Source organism: Hymenobacter sp. BRD67, from assembly GCF_013256425.1.
In the GTDB taxonomy this organism is placed as follows: Bacteria; Bacteroidota; Bacteroidia; order Cytophagales; family Hymenobacteraceae; genus Hymenobacter.
Genome location: NZ_CP053904.1, coordinates 1857593 through 1875218, shown reverse-complemented (window position 1 = coordinate 1875218; position 17626 = coordinate 1857593). Strand labels below are relative to the sequence as shown.

Below are 17626 nucleotides of genomic sequence, written 5' to 3'. Positions count from 1 at the left end.
GTCCAGCTGCTACGTAAGCTGCAACTCGGAAAACACCTACCCTTTATCCTCCCATTTCACATGCAAAAGCTACTCTTTCCCCTCGCTACCGCCGTCACGCTGAGTCTTGGTCTCGCCGGCTGCGGCAGCGACAAAACGACCGAAACGACGACCACCGAAACCCGCACCGCTAACCCGGCCGACTCAATAGCCGCCGTAGCCGGCGATTCGGCCCGCATGGCTAAGCCCGGCGGCGTAATGGTCGATGGGGTAGCCATGACGGCCGATAAAGACATCGTAGCCAATGCCATGGCTGCCAAAAGCGTGAGCACGCTCGTGAGCCTGGTGAAGCAGGCAGGCCTGGTCGAAACGCTGAAGGGAAGTGGCCCCTTTACCGTGTTTGCGCCCACCAACTCGGCGTTCGATAAGCTGCCTAAAGCTGCCGTGGCTGCCCTTACCGACCCCGCCAACGCCGCCAAGCTCAAAGGCGTACTAACCTATCACGTTATCCCTGGTCGCCTCGTGGCCGCCGATATAAAAGACGGCCAGGAAATAACGACTGTTAACGGCGAGAAGCTGCACTTCACCGTGAAAGACGGCAAAGTGATGGTGGGCAATGGCAAGGATGCCCCCGCCACCGTTCAGATTGCCGACGTTATCTCCAAGAATGGCGTCACCCACGTCATTGATACCGTGGTGCTGCCGCTGGCGAAGTAGAAATTAACAGTTAATGCATAACTGGTTAATGACTAATGTTACTCCGATACGTGGAGTATATTAATCATTAACCAGTTATGCATTAATCATTAATGAAGTCCCGCGTCTTCCGATACTCTTTTGGCGAAGCTGGCCCAGTCCACGTCGGGCTCGCCCAGGGCCACGGTGGCGGTGAGGCGGTCGCGGATAATGTTGGCGAAGGGCATGGGCATGTCGTGCTGGTAAGCCTCCTGCACCACCAGGTTCATGTCTTTGCGGATGATGGCGGGTGGCGCGCCCACCGGCTGGTAGTGCTGCTCGGCAATGAGCTTGCCGTAGCTTTTGTAAATCGGGTTGTTGAAGAGCGTGCTGGTCAGCATCTCGTAGAAGCCCACACGGTCGAGGCCGCACTTTTCGGCCAGCGTCAGGGCTTCGGCCATACCTTCAATCACGGTGCCGAGCAGGAAGTTGCCGCAGAGCTTGGCCACGCTGGCCGCGCCGGGGTCGTCGCCAAAATCGTGGGTGCCCTGGCCGATGGCCGCCTGCGCCGGCTTGAGCCGCTCGCGCGCCTCGGCCGGGCCCGACGAGCCCACCCAGAGCTTGCCGGCCGCCGCCACGTCGGGCTTGCCAAACACCGGCGAGGCTACCAGGAAGGAGCCGTGTGCGGCGTGCGCTTCGGCCAGGCGGCGGTTGGTAGCGGGGGCCACGGTGCTGCACGAAGCGTGAATGGCACCCTTGGGCAAAGTGCTCAGGATGCCGTCGGGGCCGGTAGTGAGGGCTTCGAGCGCCTTATCGTCGGTCACCATCGTAAACACGATGTCGGCCTCGCGTGCGGCCTCGGCGGGCGTGGCCGCGACGGTAGCGCCCTGCCGGCGCAGGGGCTCGGCCTTGTCGGCACTGCGGTTATAAACGGTAAGGGGGAAGCCGCCTTTAAGCAGGTTGGCCGCCATGGCGGCGCCCATACTGCCCAGGCCCAAAAAAGCAATTTTCATTATTTTTAATAGAGGAGATGTGGAAAATGTGAGAATGTGGGAGATGTGGAAAATGTGAGAAGGTGGAAACTGCTTCTTTCTATTCCTCACATTTTCCACATTCTCATATCTCCTACATTAAAAACCTAATGTCGGTTATCTTCATCTGTGAGCATACTCACGTAGCTCTCGTAGCGCGGCACGGCCAGCTTGCCCTGGTCTACGGCCTCCAGCACGGCACAACCGGGCTCGTGTACGTGCTGGCAGTTGTGGTAGCGGCACTGGCCCAGCAGGGCGCGCATCTCGGGGAAGTAGCCGGCCAGCTCGGCGGCGGGCACGTCCACGAGGCCCAGCTCCTTGATGCCGGGCGTGTCGATAATATATGTTTTTGACGATACTTCGAGCATCTCAGCGAAGGTCGTCGTGTGCTTACCCTTATCCGAAAAAGCGCTGATTTCGGCCGTTTTTAAATCGAGGTCGGGTACCAGCACATTTATCAGCGTGCTTTTGCCCACGCCCGAGTGGCCCGAGAGCAGCGAGGTTTTGCCGGGCAGCAGCGCCGCCACGGCGGCCACGTTGGCCCCGGTTTCGGCCGAGCACAGCACGCTGGGATAACCCAGGCTGGCGTACATGCCGGCAATCTGGCGCTGATAGTCGAGCGTATCGTCGTCGTATAAGTCTGACTTATTAAAAATAAGCCGGGCCGGAATATGGTACGCCTCAGCCGTCACCAGAAACCGGTCGATAAACCCAAACGAGGTAGCCGGCGATACCAGCGTAACCACCAGCAGCGCCTGGTCGAGGTTGGCCGCCACTATATGGGCGTGCTCGCTCTTGTGCACCGAGCGGCGGATGATGTAGTTGCGGCGCGGCGTAATCGTATGAATCACGCCCGCGCCCTCCGATTGCTCGGGCAGGTCAAACGCTACCACATCGCCTACGGCCAGCGGGTTGCTCACTTTCAGCCCCTTGTTTTTAAACTTGCCCCGGAGCCGGCAGCGGTGCAGCTGCCCGCTGGTAGTGTCGCGCACCACGTACCACGAGCCGGTAGATTTGACAACGATGCCAGTCATTTTTTGAGTTAAAAGTTATGAGTTAAAAGTCAGGAGTTGAATAGGCTGTTCTGAGAAGTTGAAGACTGCCTTGCCAGCGGCCGCCCCACAACTTCTAACTTTTAATCCTTCACTTTTAACTCCCTAAGAATGCGGCTCGTGGCCCCGCGTGCTGGTGCACGTAGTCGAGGCAAAGGTCCTGCACCTTCAGCCGCGCTTCCTCATTGTAATAGAGCCGGTCAAACGCCGCCTCCAGCTGCCGGGCCGATTGCACCGGAAACGCGCAGCCAAGCTGCACCAGCTCCACGGCTTCCTGAAACCGGGCGTAGCGCGGCCCGAAATACACGGGCAGCCCAAAGGCCGCCGCTTCCAGCGTGTTGTGCAGCCCCGCCCAAAGGCCCCACCGATGTAGGCAAACTGCCCAAACCGGTAAAGCTGGCTGAGCATGCCTACATTGTCGATAAGCAGCAGGCGCGCCTCGGCTACCGTGCCGGGCACGGCCCGCGAGTAGCGCAGCGTAAGGCCCGGCATGGCGGCTTCTATCTCCTGCAAATGCGCCTCCGATACTTCGTGCGGGGCCACAATAAAGCGCATGGTGCGGGCGTGCTTGCGCAGCAGCGGCGCCAGCGCGGGCAGGTCTTCGGGCCAGATGCTGCCGGCCACCAGCACCGGCGCGCCGTCGGCTACGAAGGCTTCGGCCAGGGGCAGGGCGCGCGCGGGGCCAGTGCCGTGGCCGCCACGGTATCGAAGCGCGTATCGCCGGCCACGCTTACCCGTGTGAGGCCAATGCCGCGCAGCAAATTGGCGGACGCCTCATTCTGCGTGAAAATGTGCGTCAGCTGGCCGAGAATCTGCCGAAAGAAGCCTCCCCAGGGCCTGAAAAATAGCTGCTGAGGCCGGAAGATAGCCGCCACAACTACTGCCGGAATACCCTGCGCGCGCAATTCTCGCAGAAAGAAATACCAGAATTCGTACTTGACAAATACGGCCAGCCGCGGCTGCACCGCCGCCACGAAGCGCCGGGCATTGTCGGCTGTATCGAGCGGCAGGTAAAAGACGTAGTCGGCTCCCGGCCAGCTTTTGCGCACCTCGTAGCCCGAGGGCGAGAAAAACGTGAGCACGATTTTGTGGCCGGGGTATTGCTGCCGCAGGCCTTCAATAAGCGGGCGGCCCTGCTCAAACTCGCCCAAGGAGGCGCAATGAACCCAGAGGCGCGGGGCGGCAACGCCGGCCAGCGCCTGCTCAACGCGCGCCAGCAGCCCGGCGCGGCCCGCTACCCAGGCCGCCGCCTTGGGCACAAACGGGGCTACCAGGCGCAGCAGCAGCGCATAAAGCGAAAGACCTAACGAATAGAGAAAGCGCAAAAAAGACCGCACCCGGAAAGTAAAAGGCCGGATGCGGTCCCAAAATTAACTCTTTCGAGGGTTATGGGTCTGGCTTGGTATCGGCCAGCTAGCTACCTCCTGACTTTCAGCCGATAATTCCCTCTTCCGCTTCCCAGTTGGCCGGGCAGGTTTCGCCGTGCTCCTCAAAGTGACGCAGGGCATCTACCACGCGCAGGGCATCGGAGATACGGCGACCCAGAAAACGGTCATTGACGAGCTGGTGGCGCACAATACCGTCGCGGTCAATCAAAAACAGGCCCCGGTAGGCCTGGGCGGTGCCGATGAAGACCATTTCGCCCGATTCGTTGTAATCGTAGTGACCAGCCAGTACATCGTAATTTGCCGATATGGTCTTGGTCGCGTCGGCCACGAGCGGATATGTTACCCCCACGATGCCACCCTCATCGAGCGGCGTGCGCAGCCACGCCTGGTGCACCTGGTGCGAATCGGTGCTGCACCCGATAACAGCGACGCCGCGCCGCTCAAATTCAGGCAGCATCTGCTGAAAAGCCAGCAGCTCGGTAGGGCAGAGGCCCGAAAAGTCGGCAGGGTAAAAAAACAGCAGCACGTAGCGCTTGCCGAGGTAGCGGTCGAGCGAAAAATCAGCTTCTACCTGCTGGCCGATAACGGCATACGCCTTAAAAGCAGGCGCGCGCTTGCCAACGAGAACGGACATTACTTAGTGGTTAATGGTTAATGAGTAGTGATTAATGACGCTGGATTAGACAGTTATGGCGACCGGCCTGCATTAACCAACGACCTCTAAACGGTAATCGGTAGGCATGGTTATTCGCGCACCAAAAACTGAAACGTGCTGCGCGTGCGCTGCTCCAGCAGCAACACGCGCTCCGCCGTGAGCTGCTCAATGCTGGGCTGGTCGTAATGCTTAATCGTAAAGAGCGTCAAATCAGTATTGTACTGCACCCGAAACTGCCCGCGCAACAACGCTAATAGCCGCTGCACGCGCAGTTCGCTGTAGTCGGTGCACACCGAAAAGCTGATGGCTGAGTTTTGCATGAGGTTGATTTTGAGACGGGCCTGCGCCAGCGCCCCAAAAATAACTTCCAGGTTTTCCTCCGAGATAAACGCGAAATCCTTGCTCTCGAACGACAGCAGGCACTGCCCCGCCTTGCGGATAAACGCGGGCACCAGCGGCGGGTGCTGGCAGTTGTGAATGAGCGTGCCGGGTGCTTCAGGGTTCAGAAACGACTTCACGCGCAGCGGAATGCGGCGCTCGGCCAGCGGCTTCAACGTTTTGGGGTGAATGACGCTGGCCCCGTAAAACGCCATCTCGATGGTTTCCTGGTAGCTGATTTCGGGGTACAGCACCGTGTCAGGAAATATTTTAGGGTCGGCGTTGAGCAAACCCGGCACGTCTTTCCAGATGGTGACGCTTTCGGCATTCAGGCAATACGCGAAGATGGCGGCCGAGTAGTCGGAGCCCTCGCGGCCGAGGGTAGTGGTGCGGCCATCTGGCGTGCCGCCGATGAAGCCTTCGGTAACAATAACCCGATTTTTACCTGCTAATAATTTATCGGTGAATGCTTTAGATTCGAGCCCAGTAGTAGTCCAGTCAACGCCACCTTCGCGCCAAGTGGTATCAGTCTGAATCATAGCGCTTGCGGGTGCCCAGAATACCTGCCGCTCAAGTTTATAAGAAGCTAAAGCATTTCCAACCATATGGGCAGAAATTGTTTCGCCGTAGCTCACTATTTGGTCATACCATTCGTCGTAGTTGCCATTGGCAGAAATTTGTGCGAGTTTGTTGTCAAGCTCGTCAAACAGAAGGATTGGGGAATTCTTGATTCCGTACGATTTATTATAAAAGCTTAATTGCTGACGTAGCTCATCATGTGCCTTTTGATGATAGGCTCGTGACGCCGCCAACTGCGCCGAGTAATCCCGCCCGTGATACGCCAAATCATATATCTCCTCCAGCGCATTCGTCGTCTTGCCCATCGCCGATACCACAATCAGGAGCGGTCCGCCAGGCCCAAAGTCGCGCACGATGCGGCAGAGGTTGAGAATCGCTGCCGCGTCCTTCACCGAGGCGCCGCCAAATTTATAGACCTGCAAGCCCGTTAGTTCTTTTCCCATAAGCCCCAAAACTAGCCCATGTGCCGCTTTTGGGCGCTCGGCCCGGCAATGGTAGCTTTGTACTAGCTCTTTCGACTCCCTAGCCACCCTTCATGGACCACAACAGACTAGCCCTGCCCGTCGGCACGACCCTCGACCGCTTCATCATGCGCAAGCAGGAAGATTTTCCCTATGCCACCGGCGAGCTTTCGCAGCTGCTGCGCGACATTGCGCTGGCCGCCAAAATCGTGAACCGCGAAATCAACCGCTCGGGCCTCATCGACATTGCCGGGGCCTACGGCAACCGCAACGTGCAGGGCGAAGACCAGCAAAAGCTCGACGTGATTGCCAATATCCGCTTCATTCGGGCCCTGCGCAACGGCGGCGAGGTCTGCACCATCATCTCGGAGGAGGATGAGGATATCATCCAGACCGGCAACACCCAGGGCAAATACGTAGTGGCCATCGACCCGCTCGACGGCTCGTCGAACATCGACGTCAACGTCAGCATCGGCACCATTTTCAGCATCTACCGCCGCATTTCGCCCACCGGCCGCGAGGGCAACAGCGCCGACTGCCTCCAGCCCGGCACCCACCAAGTGGCCGCCGGCTACGTCATATATGGCTCCAGCACTATGTTGGTGTACACTACCGGCAATGGCGTCAACGGCTTCACCTACGAGCCCAGCCTGGGCGAGTTTTTCCTCTCGCACCCCGATATCCAGACGCCCAAAACCGGTAAGGTCTATTCCATCAACGAGGGCTCGTCGGAGTCGTTTTCACCCGGCGTGGCGGCCTTCGTCAAGCATTGCAAAGACTCGAGCTTTTCGGCCCGCTACATCGGCTCGCTCGTGGCCGACTTTCACCGCAACCTACTGAAGGGCGGTATCTACATCTACCCCGCCACGGCCAAGGACAAAAAAGGGAAGCTACGCCTTATGTACGAGTGTAACCCGCTGGCTTTCATCGTAGAGCAGGCCGGTGGCAAAAGCTCCAACGGCGAGCAGCGTACCCTCGAAATCGAGCCCAAAACCTGCCACGAGCGCTGCCCGGTATTTATTGGTAGCCGCGAGCTAGTAGAGCAGGCCGAAGCCTTCCTGGCTCAGGAAATGCAGGAAGTGGCTAAAGAATAATGTTTTTCATATATAAAAAAGCCGTTCCTGCTGGCAGGAACGGCTTTTTTATTTTTCAGGTCAGGAAGAAGTAACCGGAAGGGGCTTGAGCAGCTACTCGGTCTTTTTGGCGCTTTTCTTGGCGGCCGGGGCCTTGTCCTGCGTCACTTCGGGGTTGCCGGTCGGGGTTGCAGCGGGGTCGGCCTCGCCAATTACGCCGCCGGTGCTCAGGGCTCATCCGTAGCCGGGGTAGCCTCGGCCTGAGTGGGCTGGTAGGGCAGGTGCTGGCTCACAATAGTGTACCAGTTTGCCAGCTTCTTAATATCGGACAGATACACGCGCTGGCGGTCATACTCGGGCATCACTTCGGCCAGGAAGCCGGTTAGCTCTGCCTCGCTCGACTTGCCCGACACCGGCAGGCTGGCCCCGTACTTCTGATAGATGCGCTCAAATACATCAGTCAGCGGCAGCGTATCGTCCGAATCCTGGGCATAGATACCTATTTCGCTCAGCAGCGACACCTTGTTGCTGGCCGGGGCCAGCGAGCGCGTTGCCTTGGCATCCAGGGTTTCGACCAACACTCCGTGGCGCGCCGGGCGCACGAGGCGGTACAAGCCGCTCTGGCCACTGATGGCGGCCAGTTCTTTCAAATCGTAGGGCATTCGTTTTTAATGATTAATTTTTTAATGATTAACGGTTAATTATTAAGCTGGGCCTGGAAAACAAAAATTAACCATTGACCATTAAATAATTAACCATTAAAACTAGTTTTCCAGCGCGTTTGAGCCAGTAACTCCGAGCTTAAAATCGATGGGCAGGCTGGTCAGGATGGGGTATTCGGGCTTTTTGAATTTGAGCAGGCGCACCACGCGGGCTGCCTCGTCGCCGGTACCACCGCCCACCTGCTTCACAATGCGCAGGCCCTGAATATTGCCATCGGGGTTGAGCGTAAAGCTGATGATGCAGCGACCCTGCATGCGGTTGCGCTTGGCCAGCAGCGGATACTTCAGCTCCTTGGCAATGAAGGCATACATGGCATCCTGGCCACCTTCATAATACTTGGCTACCGGAATTTCGGTGCCTACGTGGTTGAGCCCGGTGCCCTGCTCGGTCTGCGGCACCGTTTGGGAGGGCGGCACCGTATTGGGCTTGGTCGTTTGGGCGCGGGCCGGGGCCAGCAGGGCGCACAAAGCCAGCGGCGTGAGCAATAGTTTTTTCATAGGTGCTGAAAAGTCGATGAGGAAAAGACCCTGCGCATAGGCAATTGGTAGGCCAAAAGTACTTAAGCGCCCGCAGCATCGGCTGCTACCTGCCGGTTTATTTCCGTGATAAAATTTAGTACTTCCTCGCGGCCCAGCCCGGTTTCGGCCGACGTCACAAAGTAGCGCGGCAGCTCGTCCCAGGTTTCGCCCATCTTCGCCAGATAATTGCTGATTAAAGCTTTTGTCTGACTGGTGGACTGCTTGTCGGTTTTCGTAAAAACCATCACGAAGGGCACGCCTGCCTCCCCTAGCTTCTCCATAAACTCCAGGTCAACGGCCTGCGGCGCGTGGCGCGAATCGAGGAGCACGCACACGCAGGTGAGATTCTCACGCTTGGTGAGGTAGGCATTTATCATCTTTCCCCAGTCGGAACGCGCGCTCTTGCTCACGCGCGCATAGCCGTAGCCCGGCAGGTCGACTAGGTACCACTCATCATTAATATTGAAGTGATTAATAACCTGCGTTTTGCCCGGCGTGCTCGAGGTTTTGGCCAGCGCCTGGCGCCCCGTCAGCATGTTTATCAGCGACGACTTGCCGACGTTGGAGCGCCCGATAAAGGCGTATTCGGGGCGGTCGGGGGCCGGGCAGGCTGCTACCTGCGTATTACTAACTAAAAAAGTTGCTTCACGAATTACCATTTGCGGGTTACCTATCGGACAATGCGGGTACAAAGATGCGTCGGACTACGGGTGCCGGCCGAGTGCCCAGCTCCGGCATCTGCCGTGCCGCACTCGGTAAATAGTTGTCTTTCAAAACCTGCCACTATATTTGCGCCGCTCCCAATCCGCTCTTTTGCGGCTTCGCAAACGTCTTATTACCGCCGCTGGCCTATTTTAGTGCCCTTGGCTAGCCCGCGTACCCGCGCTTTGCCGGTATATTTGTTGCTTCCAAGGGCCGCTGGCCTCCTTATTTTTAGACAGCCGCTGGCTAATCGGGCCAACCCTGTCGCCTAATTTTAGTATAAGTCGCCAAAACGAGTGTGCTAGTGGCCTGCTTCCGCCGACATTATACTAAAGCCACTTCTTCGCTCTTCCTTTTAAATTTTCCAAACACCCCTTTTTTCAATGGACAACGTATCCAAAAGGCTGCTGCAAGCTTCCTACGCGCTAGCCCTGACTGCGGCCGTGGCTACTTCGGCCCAGGCACAGAGCACCCGCAAGGACCTGCAAACCGGCAACAAGCTGTTCAACCAGGAGAACTACCGCGCTTCCATCCCTTACTACGAGCGGGTAATCGCCAAAGACCCTAACAACGCGCAGGCGCTGTTCCGGGCGGGGGTAGCGTATTTGTCCTTTGACAAAGAGAAAGCCAGCGACTACATCTATAAAGCGCAGAAGCTGAAGCCCAAAGTGTCGAAAGACGTGGAGTACTGGCTGGGTCGCGTCGACCACCTCAACTACAACTTCGATGAGGCTATCACGCATTATCAGGCCTACAACGCTACGCTGAAAAAGAAAAACGACACGCGCCGTGAGGAAGTGGCGCAGCTGATTCAGCACAGCAAAAACGCTAAAATTCTGTTCAACGCGCCCAAGGATATCTTCGTGAAAAACTTGGGCCCGACTGTGAACACGCAGTACTCGGAGCACAGCCCGGTTATCTCGTCGGATGATAAGACGCTGATTTTTACGACGCGTGCTAACCCTACCGACATTCCCGGCCTCGATAGCAAAGCCCGCAATAAAACGGCCGCCGATGGCGAGTACTTCGAGGGTATCGTCGAAACTCACCGCATCGACGCCGACAACTGGGAGAAGCCCCGCTCGCTGTCGGCGGCGCTCAACAGCAAAGGCCACGACGCGTCGGACCAGCTATTCGACAACGATACCAAGCTGCTGATGTACCGTAGCGACGAGGATGGCGACGTGTTCGTTGCTTCGAAGCAGGCCGGTGGCGACTGGGGCAACCCGGTAAAGCTGAACAGCAACATCAACTCGAAGCAGTACGAGGGTGATGCCTACATTACGCCCGATGGCTTGACGCTGTACTTCTCTACCTCGCGGTACTCGGAAGACGGCAACCTGGACCTGTACTACAGCACCCGCCCCGCCGGCGGCGACTGGGGTCCGGCTAAGTCGCTGGGTAGCACTATCAACACCAAGTATGACGAGGACAGCCCGTACATGAGCCGCGATGGCAAGACGCTGTATTTCAGCTCGCGTGGTCACAATACGATGGGCGACTACGACATCTTCAAGTCGCAGTACGACAGCATCGGCCACAAGTGGGGCCGGCCCGAGAACATGGGCTATCCCATCAACACGCCGGACGCTGACTCTTACTACCGCCTGGCTCCCGATGGCACGTACGCCTACCTCAGCTCGTACCGCATTGGTGGCTACGGCGAGAAGGACATCTACACTATCAGCTACATCAAGAACATCAACATCAAAGGCTCGGTGTTCTCGAAGCGCGACAGCACCCAGGCCATCCCCGGCGTGGAGCTGGTGTTCAACGGGACGCAGGCCGACAAAACGGCCATCAGCTTCCGCGATGTGACCAAGCCCGATGGTACGTATCAGGTGAAAGTTCTTTCGGCCCGTACCTACCAGGTAGCCGTGAACAAGGACGGCAAGAATATCGAGACGCAGGAATTTGCGGTGCCGATTTCGACCAACGACTCGACGTCGATTACCAAGAATTTCTACGTTGACTATATCGACACGACTGCCCTGGCTGCTTCGCGCTTCGGTAAAATCTACTTCGACACCGATAAGTACAAGCTGCGTCCGGAGTCGATAAAGACGCTGAACGCTACGGCGGCCATCCTGAAAGCCAATACCGGCCTCAACATCTCGATTGAGGGTAACTGCGACTCGCGCAATACGGATGAGTACAACATGGTACTCGGCCAGAACCGCGCCGATGCTGCCAAGAACTACCTCGTGAAGCAGGGCGTAGCTTCGGCCCGCCTTACTACGGTAAGCTACGGCGAGCGCAAGCCCGCTGCTCCGAACGACTCGCCTGAGAACATGCAGCTTAACCGCCGCGACGAGTTTAAGGTGGTGCTGAAAGAGGGCGAGAAAATGCCCGTGATTCAGCCCGCAGCTTCAACTACCACTACTTCTTCTTCTACCACAAGCTCGTCGACTGTAGCGGCTCCTGGAGCCCCGCTGCCCGGCAAGAGCAAAGTGCGCCTGGCCGACGGAACCAAGGTGAAAACCAAGGTGGATGAGTCAAGCGACAAGGTAAAAGTGAAAACCAAAGGCGCCGCCGGCGAGAAGTCGAAGACGATTTCGAAAGACGGCGAGCTGGAGTCGAAGGCAAAAGACGCTTCGGGCGAGAAAGCCAAAGTAAAAACTTCCAACTAGTCGTTTTTTACTTACTCTTTGCCAGAAAATAAAACGGCCGGACAAACAGTCCGGCCGTTTTTTTGTCCTGACTGCAAAGCGACTATCATCCGCTACGCAACGACGGCCTTGCCGCCGCACAATTTTTGCGGAGCGTTGCCGTTATTTGCACTCTCCCTATGGCCGTAGTACCCTATAAAGAAGACGCCGCCGATAAGAAATCGCAGGTGGCCCGCATGTTTGACAACATTGCCGGCAAGTATGATTTCCTAAACCACTTTCTGAGTGCGGGCACCGACATTTACTGGCGTCGGAAAGCCGTAAATGAGCTTAAAGCGCTACGGCCGGCGCGCATTCTGGATATTGCGACCGGCACGGCCGACTTTGCCATTGAAACGCTCCGGGCCGCCGCACCCAACGCCCAAGTCACGGGCGTTGACATATCGGCCGGTATGCTGGAAGTGGGCCGCCAGAAGCTGGTGGAGAAGAAGCTTAGCCACCGCATTAAGCTGGAGCTGGCCGATTCGGAAAACCTGCCGTTTGAAGACAATCAGTTTGACGCCGTAACGGCCTCCTTCGGCGTGCGCAACTTTGCTCACCTCGAGCGCGGCCTGGCTGAGATGTACCGGGTGCTGCGCCCCGGCGGGCAGCTTGTTATCCTGGAGTTCAGCAAGCCGACGGCTTTTCCGCTCAAGCAAGCGTATAATTTCTATTTCAGTCGGGTACTGCCGGTTTTTGGCAAAGTAATTTCCAAAGACCAGAGCGCCTATACCTACCTGCCCGAGTCGGTGCAGGCATTTCCCGACGGCGCCGAGTTCGTGGCTATTCTGGGTCGCGTCGGCTTTACTACTCCTGCATGGCAACCACTTACGTTTGGCATAAGCTCCATTTATACGGCTCGCAAATAGCGCGAACAGGCCCCTGGCGTGGCCTGCTGCCGCTACTGGGCCTGCTGCTGCTGGCTGGCCCGGCGCTGGCCCAGCGCAAGCGCAGCGATGCCATCGACCGGAGCCGCAAAGGGCACATCAAGGGGATTACCGTTGAGAACCTGTCAAACTATAACGACCGGTTTTTTCGGCCCGGCATTTATATCGCGCCTAATTTCTCGCGGTTTTTTCTGGAGCAGTCGGCCGCCTATTTCCAGGCGGCCCAGCAGGGGCGGGGCATCTCGGCCAATTCTATTATCAGCCCTGGTTTTGCGGTAGGCTTTATCGGGGATATTCGTCTGGGTAATCCGGGCACCCCGTTTCACCTGCGCTTTACGCCGGGCCTTAATTTTCTGACGCGCCGGGTCGAGTTTTTGAGCGCCGGGGCGGGGCAGCCCGATACCATTCGCACCCAGGAAGTAAGCACCACCCAGCTGGAGCTGCCGATACTGCTCAAATATCAGTCGAACCGCCGCCGCAACACGCGCTTTTACATGATTGGCGGCCTCAAGCCCAGCTTTGCCGTAACGCAGCGCCAAAATACGCCGGCCATCAACCAGATTACCGTGGCCCGCGACGACCTGATGCTGGAATACGGCGTCGGCCTCGATTTATTTTACCCCTACTTCAAGTTTGGGCCCGAGCTGCGCTTCTCGCACGGCCTGCGCAATGTGCTGACCCCGCGCGACAACGCGTACAGCAACAGCTTGCAAAGCCTGCGCACGAATACGGTGACCCTTTATTTAAATATTGAATAAATAATGTAGCTAGTGGTTGGTAGCATCAGTACCAACCTAACAGCTCTTGGTAATTTTTTTATGAAAACTGCTTTTATTACGGGAGCTTCTTCGGGTATTGGCCGGGCTACGGCGGTGGCCCTGGCAAAATCGGGTTTTCAGCTGGTGGTAGCCGGCCGGCGGCGCGAGCGCCTGGAAACCCTGGTGCAGGAGCTGGCCCCCACGCCGGTGCATATCCTGACCTTTGATGTGCGCGACCGCGCGGCCGTGGAAGCGGCCGTAGCCGAGTTGCCCGCGCCTTTTCAGCACGTTGATGTGCTGATTAACAATGCCGGCAATGCGCACGGCATGGCCCCTGTTCAGGAGGGCGATGTAGCCGACTGGGAGGCGATGCTCGATGGCAACGTCAAGGGGCTGCTTTACGTGAGCCGGGCGGTGCTGCCGCGCATGGGAGAAGGCGGCTTTATTGTAAACCTGGGCTCGATAGCCGGCTACGAGGCGTATGCCAACGGCAACGTGTATTGTGCCTCCAAGGCGGCCGTAGCCATGCTCACGCGCACGATGCGCATCGACCTGCTGCCGCGCGGCATTCGGGTGGCTGAAGTAGCTCCCGGCATGGTCGAAACTGAGTTTTCGGCGGTGCGCTTTAAAGGGGATGAAGAGCGGGCCACCAGCGTATACAAAGGCGTGCAGCCGCTGCAAGCCCAGGATATCGCTGAGCTGATTCAATTTATCGTGACGCGCCCGCCGCACGTGCAGATTGCCGAGGCCGTTATTTTTCCGGCGGCCCAGGCGGCGGCGGCTACGGTGCGACGGCAGCCTTAGCGCACGCGCGGTTGGTGGGGCGGCAGGCTGCGCGCTTGTAACCGCTCTGGCAGGGCTACGAGGGTCCGGTAGCGTGCAGTTGTTGCAGTAGCGCGCCGTGTAAGGTATGCCCACCCGCAAAGCGGTAAGTCTCAAGGTCGGTGCCCAGCTGGCGAAGGGTGGCTGCCTGTTGACTAAATATATTATTTTCAATATATTCATCCTGGTCCCCGCAAACCAGTGCTACGGGCAAGGCAGTAAGCAGCCGCCCGGCTGCTATAGGGTCGATATCAGCCGAAAAATCGCCGGCCCACAGTACCAGCCTATGCGGACGCCAGCTGGCGGCCTCACGGCTTAGCCAGCGGCTGGCCGTGGCGGTGCCCTGCGAGAAGCCCAGCACTGTAACCTGCACCTGAGCCGGGCACTGGGCCAGCAGGTGGTGGCGCAGGGCAGTGAGGTAGGAAGCCTGGTCCTCAAGTTCAGCCAGCCGGTCGGCGCGGGTCATCCAGGATGCGCCCACGCGGCCCGCCGTGCCCGCGAGGTAAAAGCGGGAGAGGCCTTCGGGCGCTACTACAACGGTACCCACCGGGTCGGCGGCGTGCAGCGGGGCAAAGTGGCGAATAAAGTATTCGGCCAGCTGGCCGTAGCCGTGTAGCACCAGCCATAGCTGCCGGGTAGTGGGCGAGAGGCTGCCCAATTGCTGGTAGCGCGCCGTGCGGACAACAGAAAAATGATGTTCCAAAGGACTTTGTCGAGCAAAAAAGAGCTGTCAGGCCAGCGTTAGCCACGGCTGCCAAAGATGGCGCTGCCCACCCGAATAAGCGTGCTGCCCTCGGCCAGCGCCCATTCGTAGTCGGCGCTCATGCCCATCGAAAGCTCGCGAAAATCTTCGGCATCGGCAAAGTAGGTGGCTTTCAGGTGCTCAAAATACTGACGCAGCTGCCGGAATTCGGCCCGCACCAGCGCCTCGTCGGGCGAGTGGGTAGCGATGCCCATCACGCCGGTCAGCCGCACGTGGCGCAGCGCCTGGTAGTCGGCCGACTGTAATAGCTCTTCGGCCTCGGGCAGACTGAGGCCGGTTTTGGTTTCTTCCCGGGCAATGTGAAACTGCAGCAGGCCGCGAATAACCCGTCCGTGCCGTGCCGCCTGCTTATCCAGCTCCAGCAGCAGGCGCAGGCTGTCGATACTTTCGACGGTGTGTATAAAAGGCGCCAGGTATTTTACCTTATTTGTCTGAAGCTGGCCAATCTGGTGCCACTCCACATCGGCCGGCAGCTCGGGCTGCTTCGCGGCCATTTCCTGCACCCGGTTTTCGCCGAAGCGGCGGGCCCCGGCTGCGTAGGCCTCCCGCAGCCGCTCTACGGGGTGGGTTTTGGTCACCACGACCAGCCGCGCCGCGGTGTCGGTCAGCTTCTGCTCGAAGGCAGCAATATTTTCAGCGATTGACATGGGGGTTCCTGTTTGTGTTTCGCTACTTGTTGTTATTTTTTTTTGAATATTCCTAATATTCATATCTGTAACTATTAGTAAAGCAATAAACTATGAACGAGGAGAAACAAAAAGCTAATCTTCCAGCACATTGTTCATAAACGTGCTTTTCAGGGCTAGCCAGAGCAGCCAGAGGGCGAGGCCCAGGCCCAGGTAAGGCCGGTAAAAATCCTGCACGCTGCGGTAGCGCTGAGTGAGAATATCAGATTTTTCTAATTTATTAATTTCCCCAAATACCTGCTCCAGCGCGGCATTATCGGTGGCGCGGAAGAAGCGGCCGTCGGCGGCCTGGGCGAGCTGCCGCATGGTGGTTTCGTCGAGGCGGGTTTGCACGTAGCGCGGCTTGCCGGTGAGGGAATCGCGGCCGTAGGGCACATAGCCGTCCTCACCCAAGCCAATGGTATAGAGCCGGATGCCGTAGGCGTGCGCGAGCTTGGCCGCCAGTAGTGGGTCGAGGCTGCCGGCATTGCTTTCGCCATCGGAAAGCAGCACGCACACCCGCGACCTGGCTGCCGATTCGCGCAGGCGGTTGATAGCTACCCCGAGCGCCGTGCCAATGGCCGTACCGTCGTCGGCAATCAGGCCGGGGCGCAGGCTGCGCAGGTTTTCCAGTAGCAGGTCATAATCGGTAGTAAGCGGCACCAGGGAGTAGGCCTGCCCGGCGAAGGCCACGAGGCCAAGCCGGTCGCCGGCCCGCCGGCGTACAAAGCTGCTGGCTAATGTCTTGGCTGCTTCGAGGCGGGTGGGTTTCAGGTCCTCAATCTCCATACTGCCCGACACGTCGAGGGCCAGCACAATGTCGATGCCGCGGCCGGTTTGGGTAAGGTGCTCACTGGGGCGCTGGGGGCGGGCAACGGCAATGACCAGAAGCGCCAGGCTAAGGCTAAGCACGATATCCGGCAGGAAGCGCAGGGCCGCCCGCCAGTCGGGCCGGATGCCGCCCGGTCCGAAGGCCACTACTACCTGCCGGCGCCGGCGTGCCAGCAGCCAGCGCAGCAGCGGCAGCAGCGGCACCAGTGCCAGCAGCAGCAGCAGGCGCGGGTGCTGCCACTCGTAGCCAGCCAGGGTTGCGTAAGAAAAAGAATTCATGCTGAAAGTGGCCCGAAGCCGCAAATTACGCTGCCAGGCCTATGCTGGCTGCGGCCCGCAGTGCCGGTACCTTTGCCGGTACTTTATGCCCTAGCGGCCGGCCTCATGATTCGTACCGTAATTTTTGACATGGATGGTGTTATTATCGACACCGAGCCCATCCACAACCACGCGTTTAATACCCAGTTTGCTGAGTTGGGTATTAGCATTACTGCTGCCGAATATGCCACCTTTCTGGGCCGCTCGACCCGCAACGTATTTGAGCGCCTAAAAGCGCAGTTTAATTTGCCTCAGCCGGTAGAAACGCTGTTGCAGCGCAAGCGGGAGCTGTTTAATAAGGCATTCGACGAAGACGCGGCCCTCGACCTGCTGCCCGGCGTACGAACGCTGCTGGAGGACCTGCGGGCAAACGGCGTGCAGATGGTAGTGGCTTCCTCGGCCTCCAAGGCCACGATTGAGCGGGTGTTCCGGCGCTTCGGCCTGGCTCCTTATTTTACGCACGTTGTTAGCGGCGAAGATTTTACGCAGTCGAAGCCCAACCCGGCCATTTTTGTGCACGCGGCGGCCGTGTCCGAAACCCCGGTAACCGAGTGCATTGTTATTGAAGACTCGGCCAACGGCGTGGCAGCGGCCAAAGCAGCCGGCATCTACTGTATCGGCTACGCCAGCCCGCACTCGGCCTTGCAAAATCTAAGTCAGGCCGACCGGGTGGTTCAGGACTTTTCGGAGCTGTCAGCTCCGGAGATTCAGGCTATTTAA

At 58.3% G+C, this 17626-nt stretch carries 19 protein-coding genes; 7 read left to right on the top strand and 12 right to left on the bottom strand.

Annotation, left to right across the window (positions count from 1 at the left end; all coding sequences use genetic code 11):
• Positions 1 to 60 precede the first annotated feature (60 nt).
• The gene (locus GKZ67_RS08625) at positions 61 to 696 is read left to right on the top strand and encodes a fasciclin domain-containing protein (RefSeq protein WP_173241942.1); all 636 of its coding nucleotides are present in this window, start codon (positions 61 to 63) and stop codon (positions 694 to 696) included.
• An 89-nt stretch (positions 697 to 785) separates the two neighbouring features.
• Here GKZ67_RS08625 and GKZ67_RS08620 read toward each other — a convergent pair whose 3' ends face one another.
• From GKZ67_RS08620 to GKZ67_RS08600, 6 genes are all read right to left on the bottom strand, one after another.
• Positions 786 to 1667 carry an NAD(P)-dependent oxidoreductase gene (locus GKZ67_RS08620; protein ID WP_173241941.1) on the bottom strand — a complete coding sequence of 294 codons (882 nt, stop codon included), beginning with the start codon at positions 1665 to 1667 and terminating at the stop codon, positions 786 to 788.
• Positions 1668 to 1792: 125 nt separating this feature from the next.
• Positions 1793 to 2719 carry a ribosome small subunit-dependent GTPase A gene (gene rsgA, locus GKZ67_RS08615; RefSeq protein ID WP_173241940.1) on the bottom strand — a complete coding sequence of 309 codons (927 nt, stop codon included), beginning with the start codon at positions 2717 to 2719 and terminating at the stop codon, positions 1793 to 1795.
• A gap of 186 nt (positions 2720 to 2905) precedes the next feature.
• Entirely contained in the window at positions 2906 to 3367 is a 462-nt protein-coding gene (locus GKZ67_RS22550; protein WP_217278719.1) for a hypothetical protein, read from the bottom strand.
• Positions 3368 to 3381: 14 nt separating this feature from the next.
• The gene (locus tag GKZ67_RS22545; RefSeq protein ID WP_217278718.1) at positions 3382 to 4062 is read right to left on the bottom strand and encodes a 3-deoxy-D-manno-octulosonic acid transferase; all 681 of its coding nucleotides are present in this window, start codon (positions 4060 to 4062) and stop codon (positions 3382 to 3384) included.
• Positions 4063 to 4168: 106 nt separating this feature from the next.
• On the bottom strand, positions 4169 to 4759 hold the full coding sequence (locus GKZ67_RS08605; protein ID WP_151088709.1) for a peroxiredoxin: 591 nt from the start codon (positions 4757 to 4759) through the stop codon (positions 4169 to 4171).
• A gap of 110 nt (positions 4760 to 4869) precedes the next feature.
• On the bottom strand, positions 4870 to 6180 hold the full coding sequence (locus tag GKZ67_RS08600) for an aspartate kinase (RefSeq protein ID WP_254245161.1): 1311 nt from the start codon (positions 6178 to 6180) through the stop codon (positions 4870 to 4872).
• Positions 6181 to 6272: 92 nt separating this feature from the next.
• On the opposite strand from GKZ67_RS08600, the gene fbp reads away from it, so the two are divergent.
• Positions 6273 to 7292, top strand: coding sequence for a class 1 fructose-bisphosphatase (gene fbp, locus GKZ67_RS08595; RefSeq protein ID WP_173241939.1), 1020 nt, complete (start codon positions 6273 to 6275; stop codon positions 7290 to 7292).
• A gap of 206 nt (positions 7293 to 7498) precedes the next feature.
• On the opposite strand, the gene GKZ67_RS08590 is transcribed toward fbp, so the two are convergent.
• The 3 genes from GKZ67_RS08590 to yihA form a co-directional block, all read right to left on the bottom strand.
• Positions 7499 to 7933 (bottom strand): DUF5606 domain-containing protein, encoded by a 435-nt coding sequence (locus tag GKZ67_RS08590; protein ID WP_173241938.1) that lies wholly within the window; start codon positions 7931 to 7933, stop codon positions 7499 to 7501.
• Positions 7934 to 8035: 102 nt separating this feature from the next.
• On the bottom strand, positions 8036 to 8491 hold the full coding sequence (locus GKZ67_RS08585; RefSeq protein WP_173241937.1) for an energy transducer TonB: 456 nt from the start codon (positions 8489 to 8491) through the stop codon (positions 8036 to 8038).
• A gap of 62 nt (positions 8492 to 8553) precedes the next feature.
• Positions 8554 to 9171 carry a ribosome biogenesis GTP-binding protein YihA/YsxC gene (yihA, locus tag GKZ67_RS08580; protein WP_173241936.1) on the bottom strand — a complete coding sequence of 206 codons (618 nt, stop codon included), beginning with the start codon at positions 9169 to 9171 and terminating at the stop codon, positions 8554 to 8556.
• Between the two features lie 426 nt (positions 9172 to 9597).
• Between yihA and GKZ67_RS08575 the strand changes: the two genes are divergently transcribed.
• From GKZ67_RS08575 to GKZ67_RS08560, 4 genes are all read left to right on the top strand, one after another.
• Positions 9598 to 11844 (top strand): OmpA family protein, encoded by a 2247-nt coding sequence (locus GKZ67_RS08575; protein WP_173241935.1) that lies wholly within the window; start codon positions 9598 to 9600, stop codon positions 11842 to 11844.
• Between the two features lie 158 nt (positions 11845 to 12002).
• Entirely contained in the window at positions 12003 to 12731 is a 729-nt protein-coding gene (gene ubiE / locus GKZ67_RS08570) for a bifunctional demethylmenaquinone methyltransferase/2-methoxy-6-polyprenyl-1,4-benzoquinol methylase UbiE (RefSeq protein WP_151088703.1), read from the top strand.
• The gene (locus GKZ67_RS08565) at positions 12680 to 13507 is read left to right on the top strand and encodes a porin family protein (RefSeq protein WP_173241934.1); all 828 of its coding nucleotides are present in this window, start codon (positions 12680 to 12682) and stop codon (positions 13505 to 13507) included. Before ubiE ends, GKZ67_RS08565 begins: the two co-directional genes overlap by 52 nt.
• A 60-nt stretch (positions 13508 to 13567) precedes the next feature.
• Positions 13568 to 14311, top strand: coding sequence for an SDR family NAD(P)-dependent oxidoreductase (locus GKZ67_RS08560; RefSeq protein ID WP_173241933.1), 744 nt, complete (start codon positions 13568 to 13570; stop codon positions 14309 to 14311).
• Positions 14312 to 14366: 55 nt separating this feature from the next.
• Here GKZ67_RS08560 and GKZ67_RS08555 read toward each other — a convergent pair whose 3' ends face one another.
• The 3 genes from GKZ67_RS08555 to GKZ67_RS08545 form a co-directional block, all read right to left on the bottom strand.
• Positions 14367 to 15032: an alpha/beta hydrolase gene (locus GKZ67_RS08555; RefSeq protein ID WP_173241932.1), complete on the bottom strand. Its 666-nt coding sequence runs from the start codon at positions 15030 to 15032 to the stop codon at positions 14367 to 14369.
• Between the two features lie 38 nt (positions 15033 to 15070).
• Positions 15071 to 15739 carry a YggS family pyridoxal phosphate-dependent enzyme gene (locus GKZ67_RS08550; protein ID WP_173241931.1) on the bottom strand — a complete coding sequence of 223 codons (669 nt, stop codon included), beginning with the start codon at positions 15737 to 15739 and terminating at the stop codon, positions 15071 to 15073.
• A gap of 114 nt (positions 15740 to 15853) precedes the next feature.
• On the bottom strand, positions 15854 to 16867 hold the full coding sequence (locus GKZ67_RS08545; protein WP_173241930.1) for a VWA domain-containing protein: 1014 nt from the start codon (positions 16865 to 16867) through the stop codon (positions 15854 to 15856).
• A gap of 105 nt (positions 16868 to 16972) precedes the next feature.
• Here GKZ67_RS08545 and GKZ67_RS08540 point away from each other — a divergent pair, with 105 nt between their 5' ends.
• A complete protein-coding gene (locus GKZ67_RS08540) occupies positions 16973 to 17626 on the top strand; it encodes an HAD family hydrolase (RefSeq protein ID WP_173241929.1) in 654 nt (217 codons plus the stop codon).

Coding starts and splice junctions, on each gene's coding strand:
- GKZ67_RS08625 (WP_173241942.1), top strand. CDS start 61: ATGCAAAAGCTACTCTTTCCCCTCGCTACCGCCGTCACGCTGAGTCTT.
- GKZ67_RS08620 (WP_173241941.1), bottom strand. CDS start 1,667: ATGAAAATTGCTTTTTTGGGCCTGGGCAGTATGGGCGCCGCCATGGCG.
- rsgA (WP_173241940.1), bottom strand. CDS start 2,719: ATGACTGGCATCGTTGTCAAATCTACCGGCTCGTGGTACGTGGTGCGC.
- GKZ67_RS08605 (WP_151088709.1), bottom strand. CDS start 4,759: ATGTCCGTTCTCGTTGGCAAGCGCGCGCCTGCTTTTAAGGCGTATGCC.
- GKZ67_RS08600 (WP_254245161.1), bottom strand. CDS start 6,180: ATGGGAAAAGAACTAACGGGCTTGCAGGTCTATAAATTTGGCGGCGCC.
- fbp (WP_173241939.1), top strand. CDS start 6,273: ATGGACCACAACAGACTAGCCCTGCCCGTCGGCACGACCCTCGACCGC.
- GKZ67_RS08590 (WP_173241938.1), bottom strand. CDS start 7,933: ATGCCCTACGATTTGAAAGAACTGGCCGCCATCAGTGGCCAGAGCGGC.
- GKZ67_RS08585 (WP_173241937.1), bottom strand. CDS start 8,491: ATGAAAAAACTATTGCTCACGCCGCTGGCTTTGTGCGCCCTGCTGGCC.
- yihA (WP_173241936.1), bottom strand. CDS start 9,171: ATGGTAATTCGTGAAGCAACTTTTTTAGTTAGTAATACGCAGGTAGCA.
- GKZ67_RS08575 (WP_173241935.1), top strand. CDS start 9,598: ATGGACAACGTATCCAAAAGGCTGCTGCAAGCTTCCTACGCGCTAGCC.
- ubiE (WP_151088703.1), top strand. CDS start 12,003: ATGGCCGTAGTACCCTATAAAGAAGACGCCGCCGATAAGAAATCGCAG.
- GKZ67_RS08565 (WP_173241934.1), top strand. CDS start 12,680: ATGGCAACCACTTACGTTTGGCATAAGCTCCATTTATACGGCTCGCAA.
- GKZ67_RS08560 (WP_173241933.1), top strand. CDS start 13,568: ATGAAAACTGCTTTTATTACGGGAGCTTCTTCGGGTATTGGCCGGGCT.
- GKZ67_RS08550 (WP_173241931.1), bottom strand. CDS start 15,739: ATGTCAATCGCTGAAAATATTGCTGCCTTCGAGCAGAAGCTGACCGAC.
- GKZ67_RS08545 (WP_173241930.1), bottom strand. CDS start 16,867: ATGAATTCTTTTTCTTACGCAACCCTGGCTGGCTACGAGTGGCAGCAC.
- GKZ67_RS08540 (WP_173241929.1), top strand. CDS start 16,973: ATGATTCGTACCGTAATTTTTGACATGGATGGTGTTATTATCGACACC.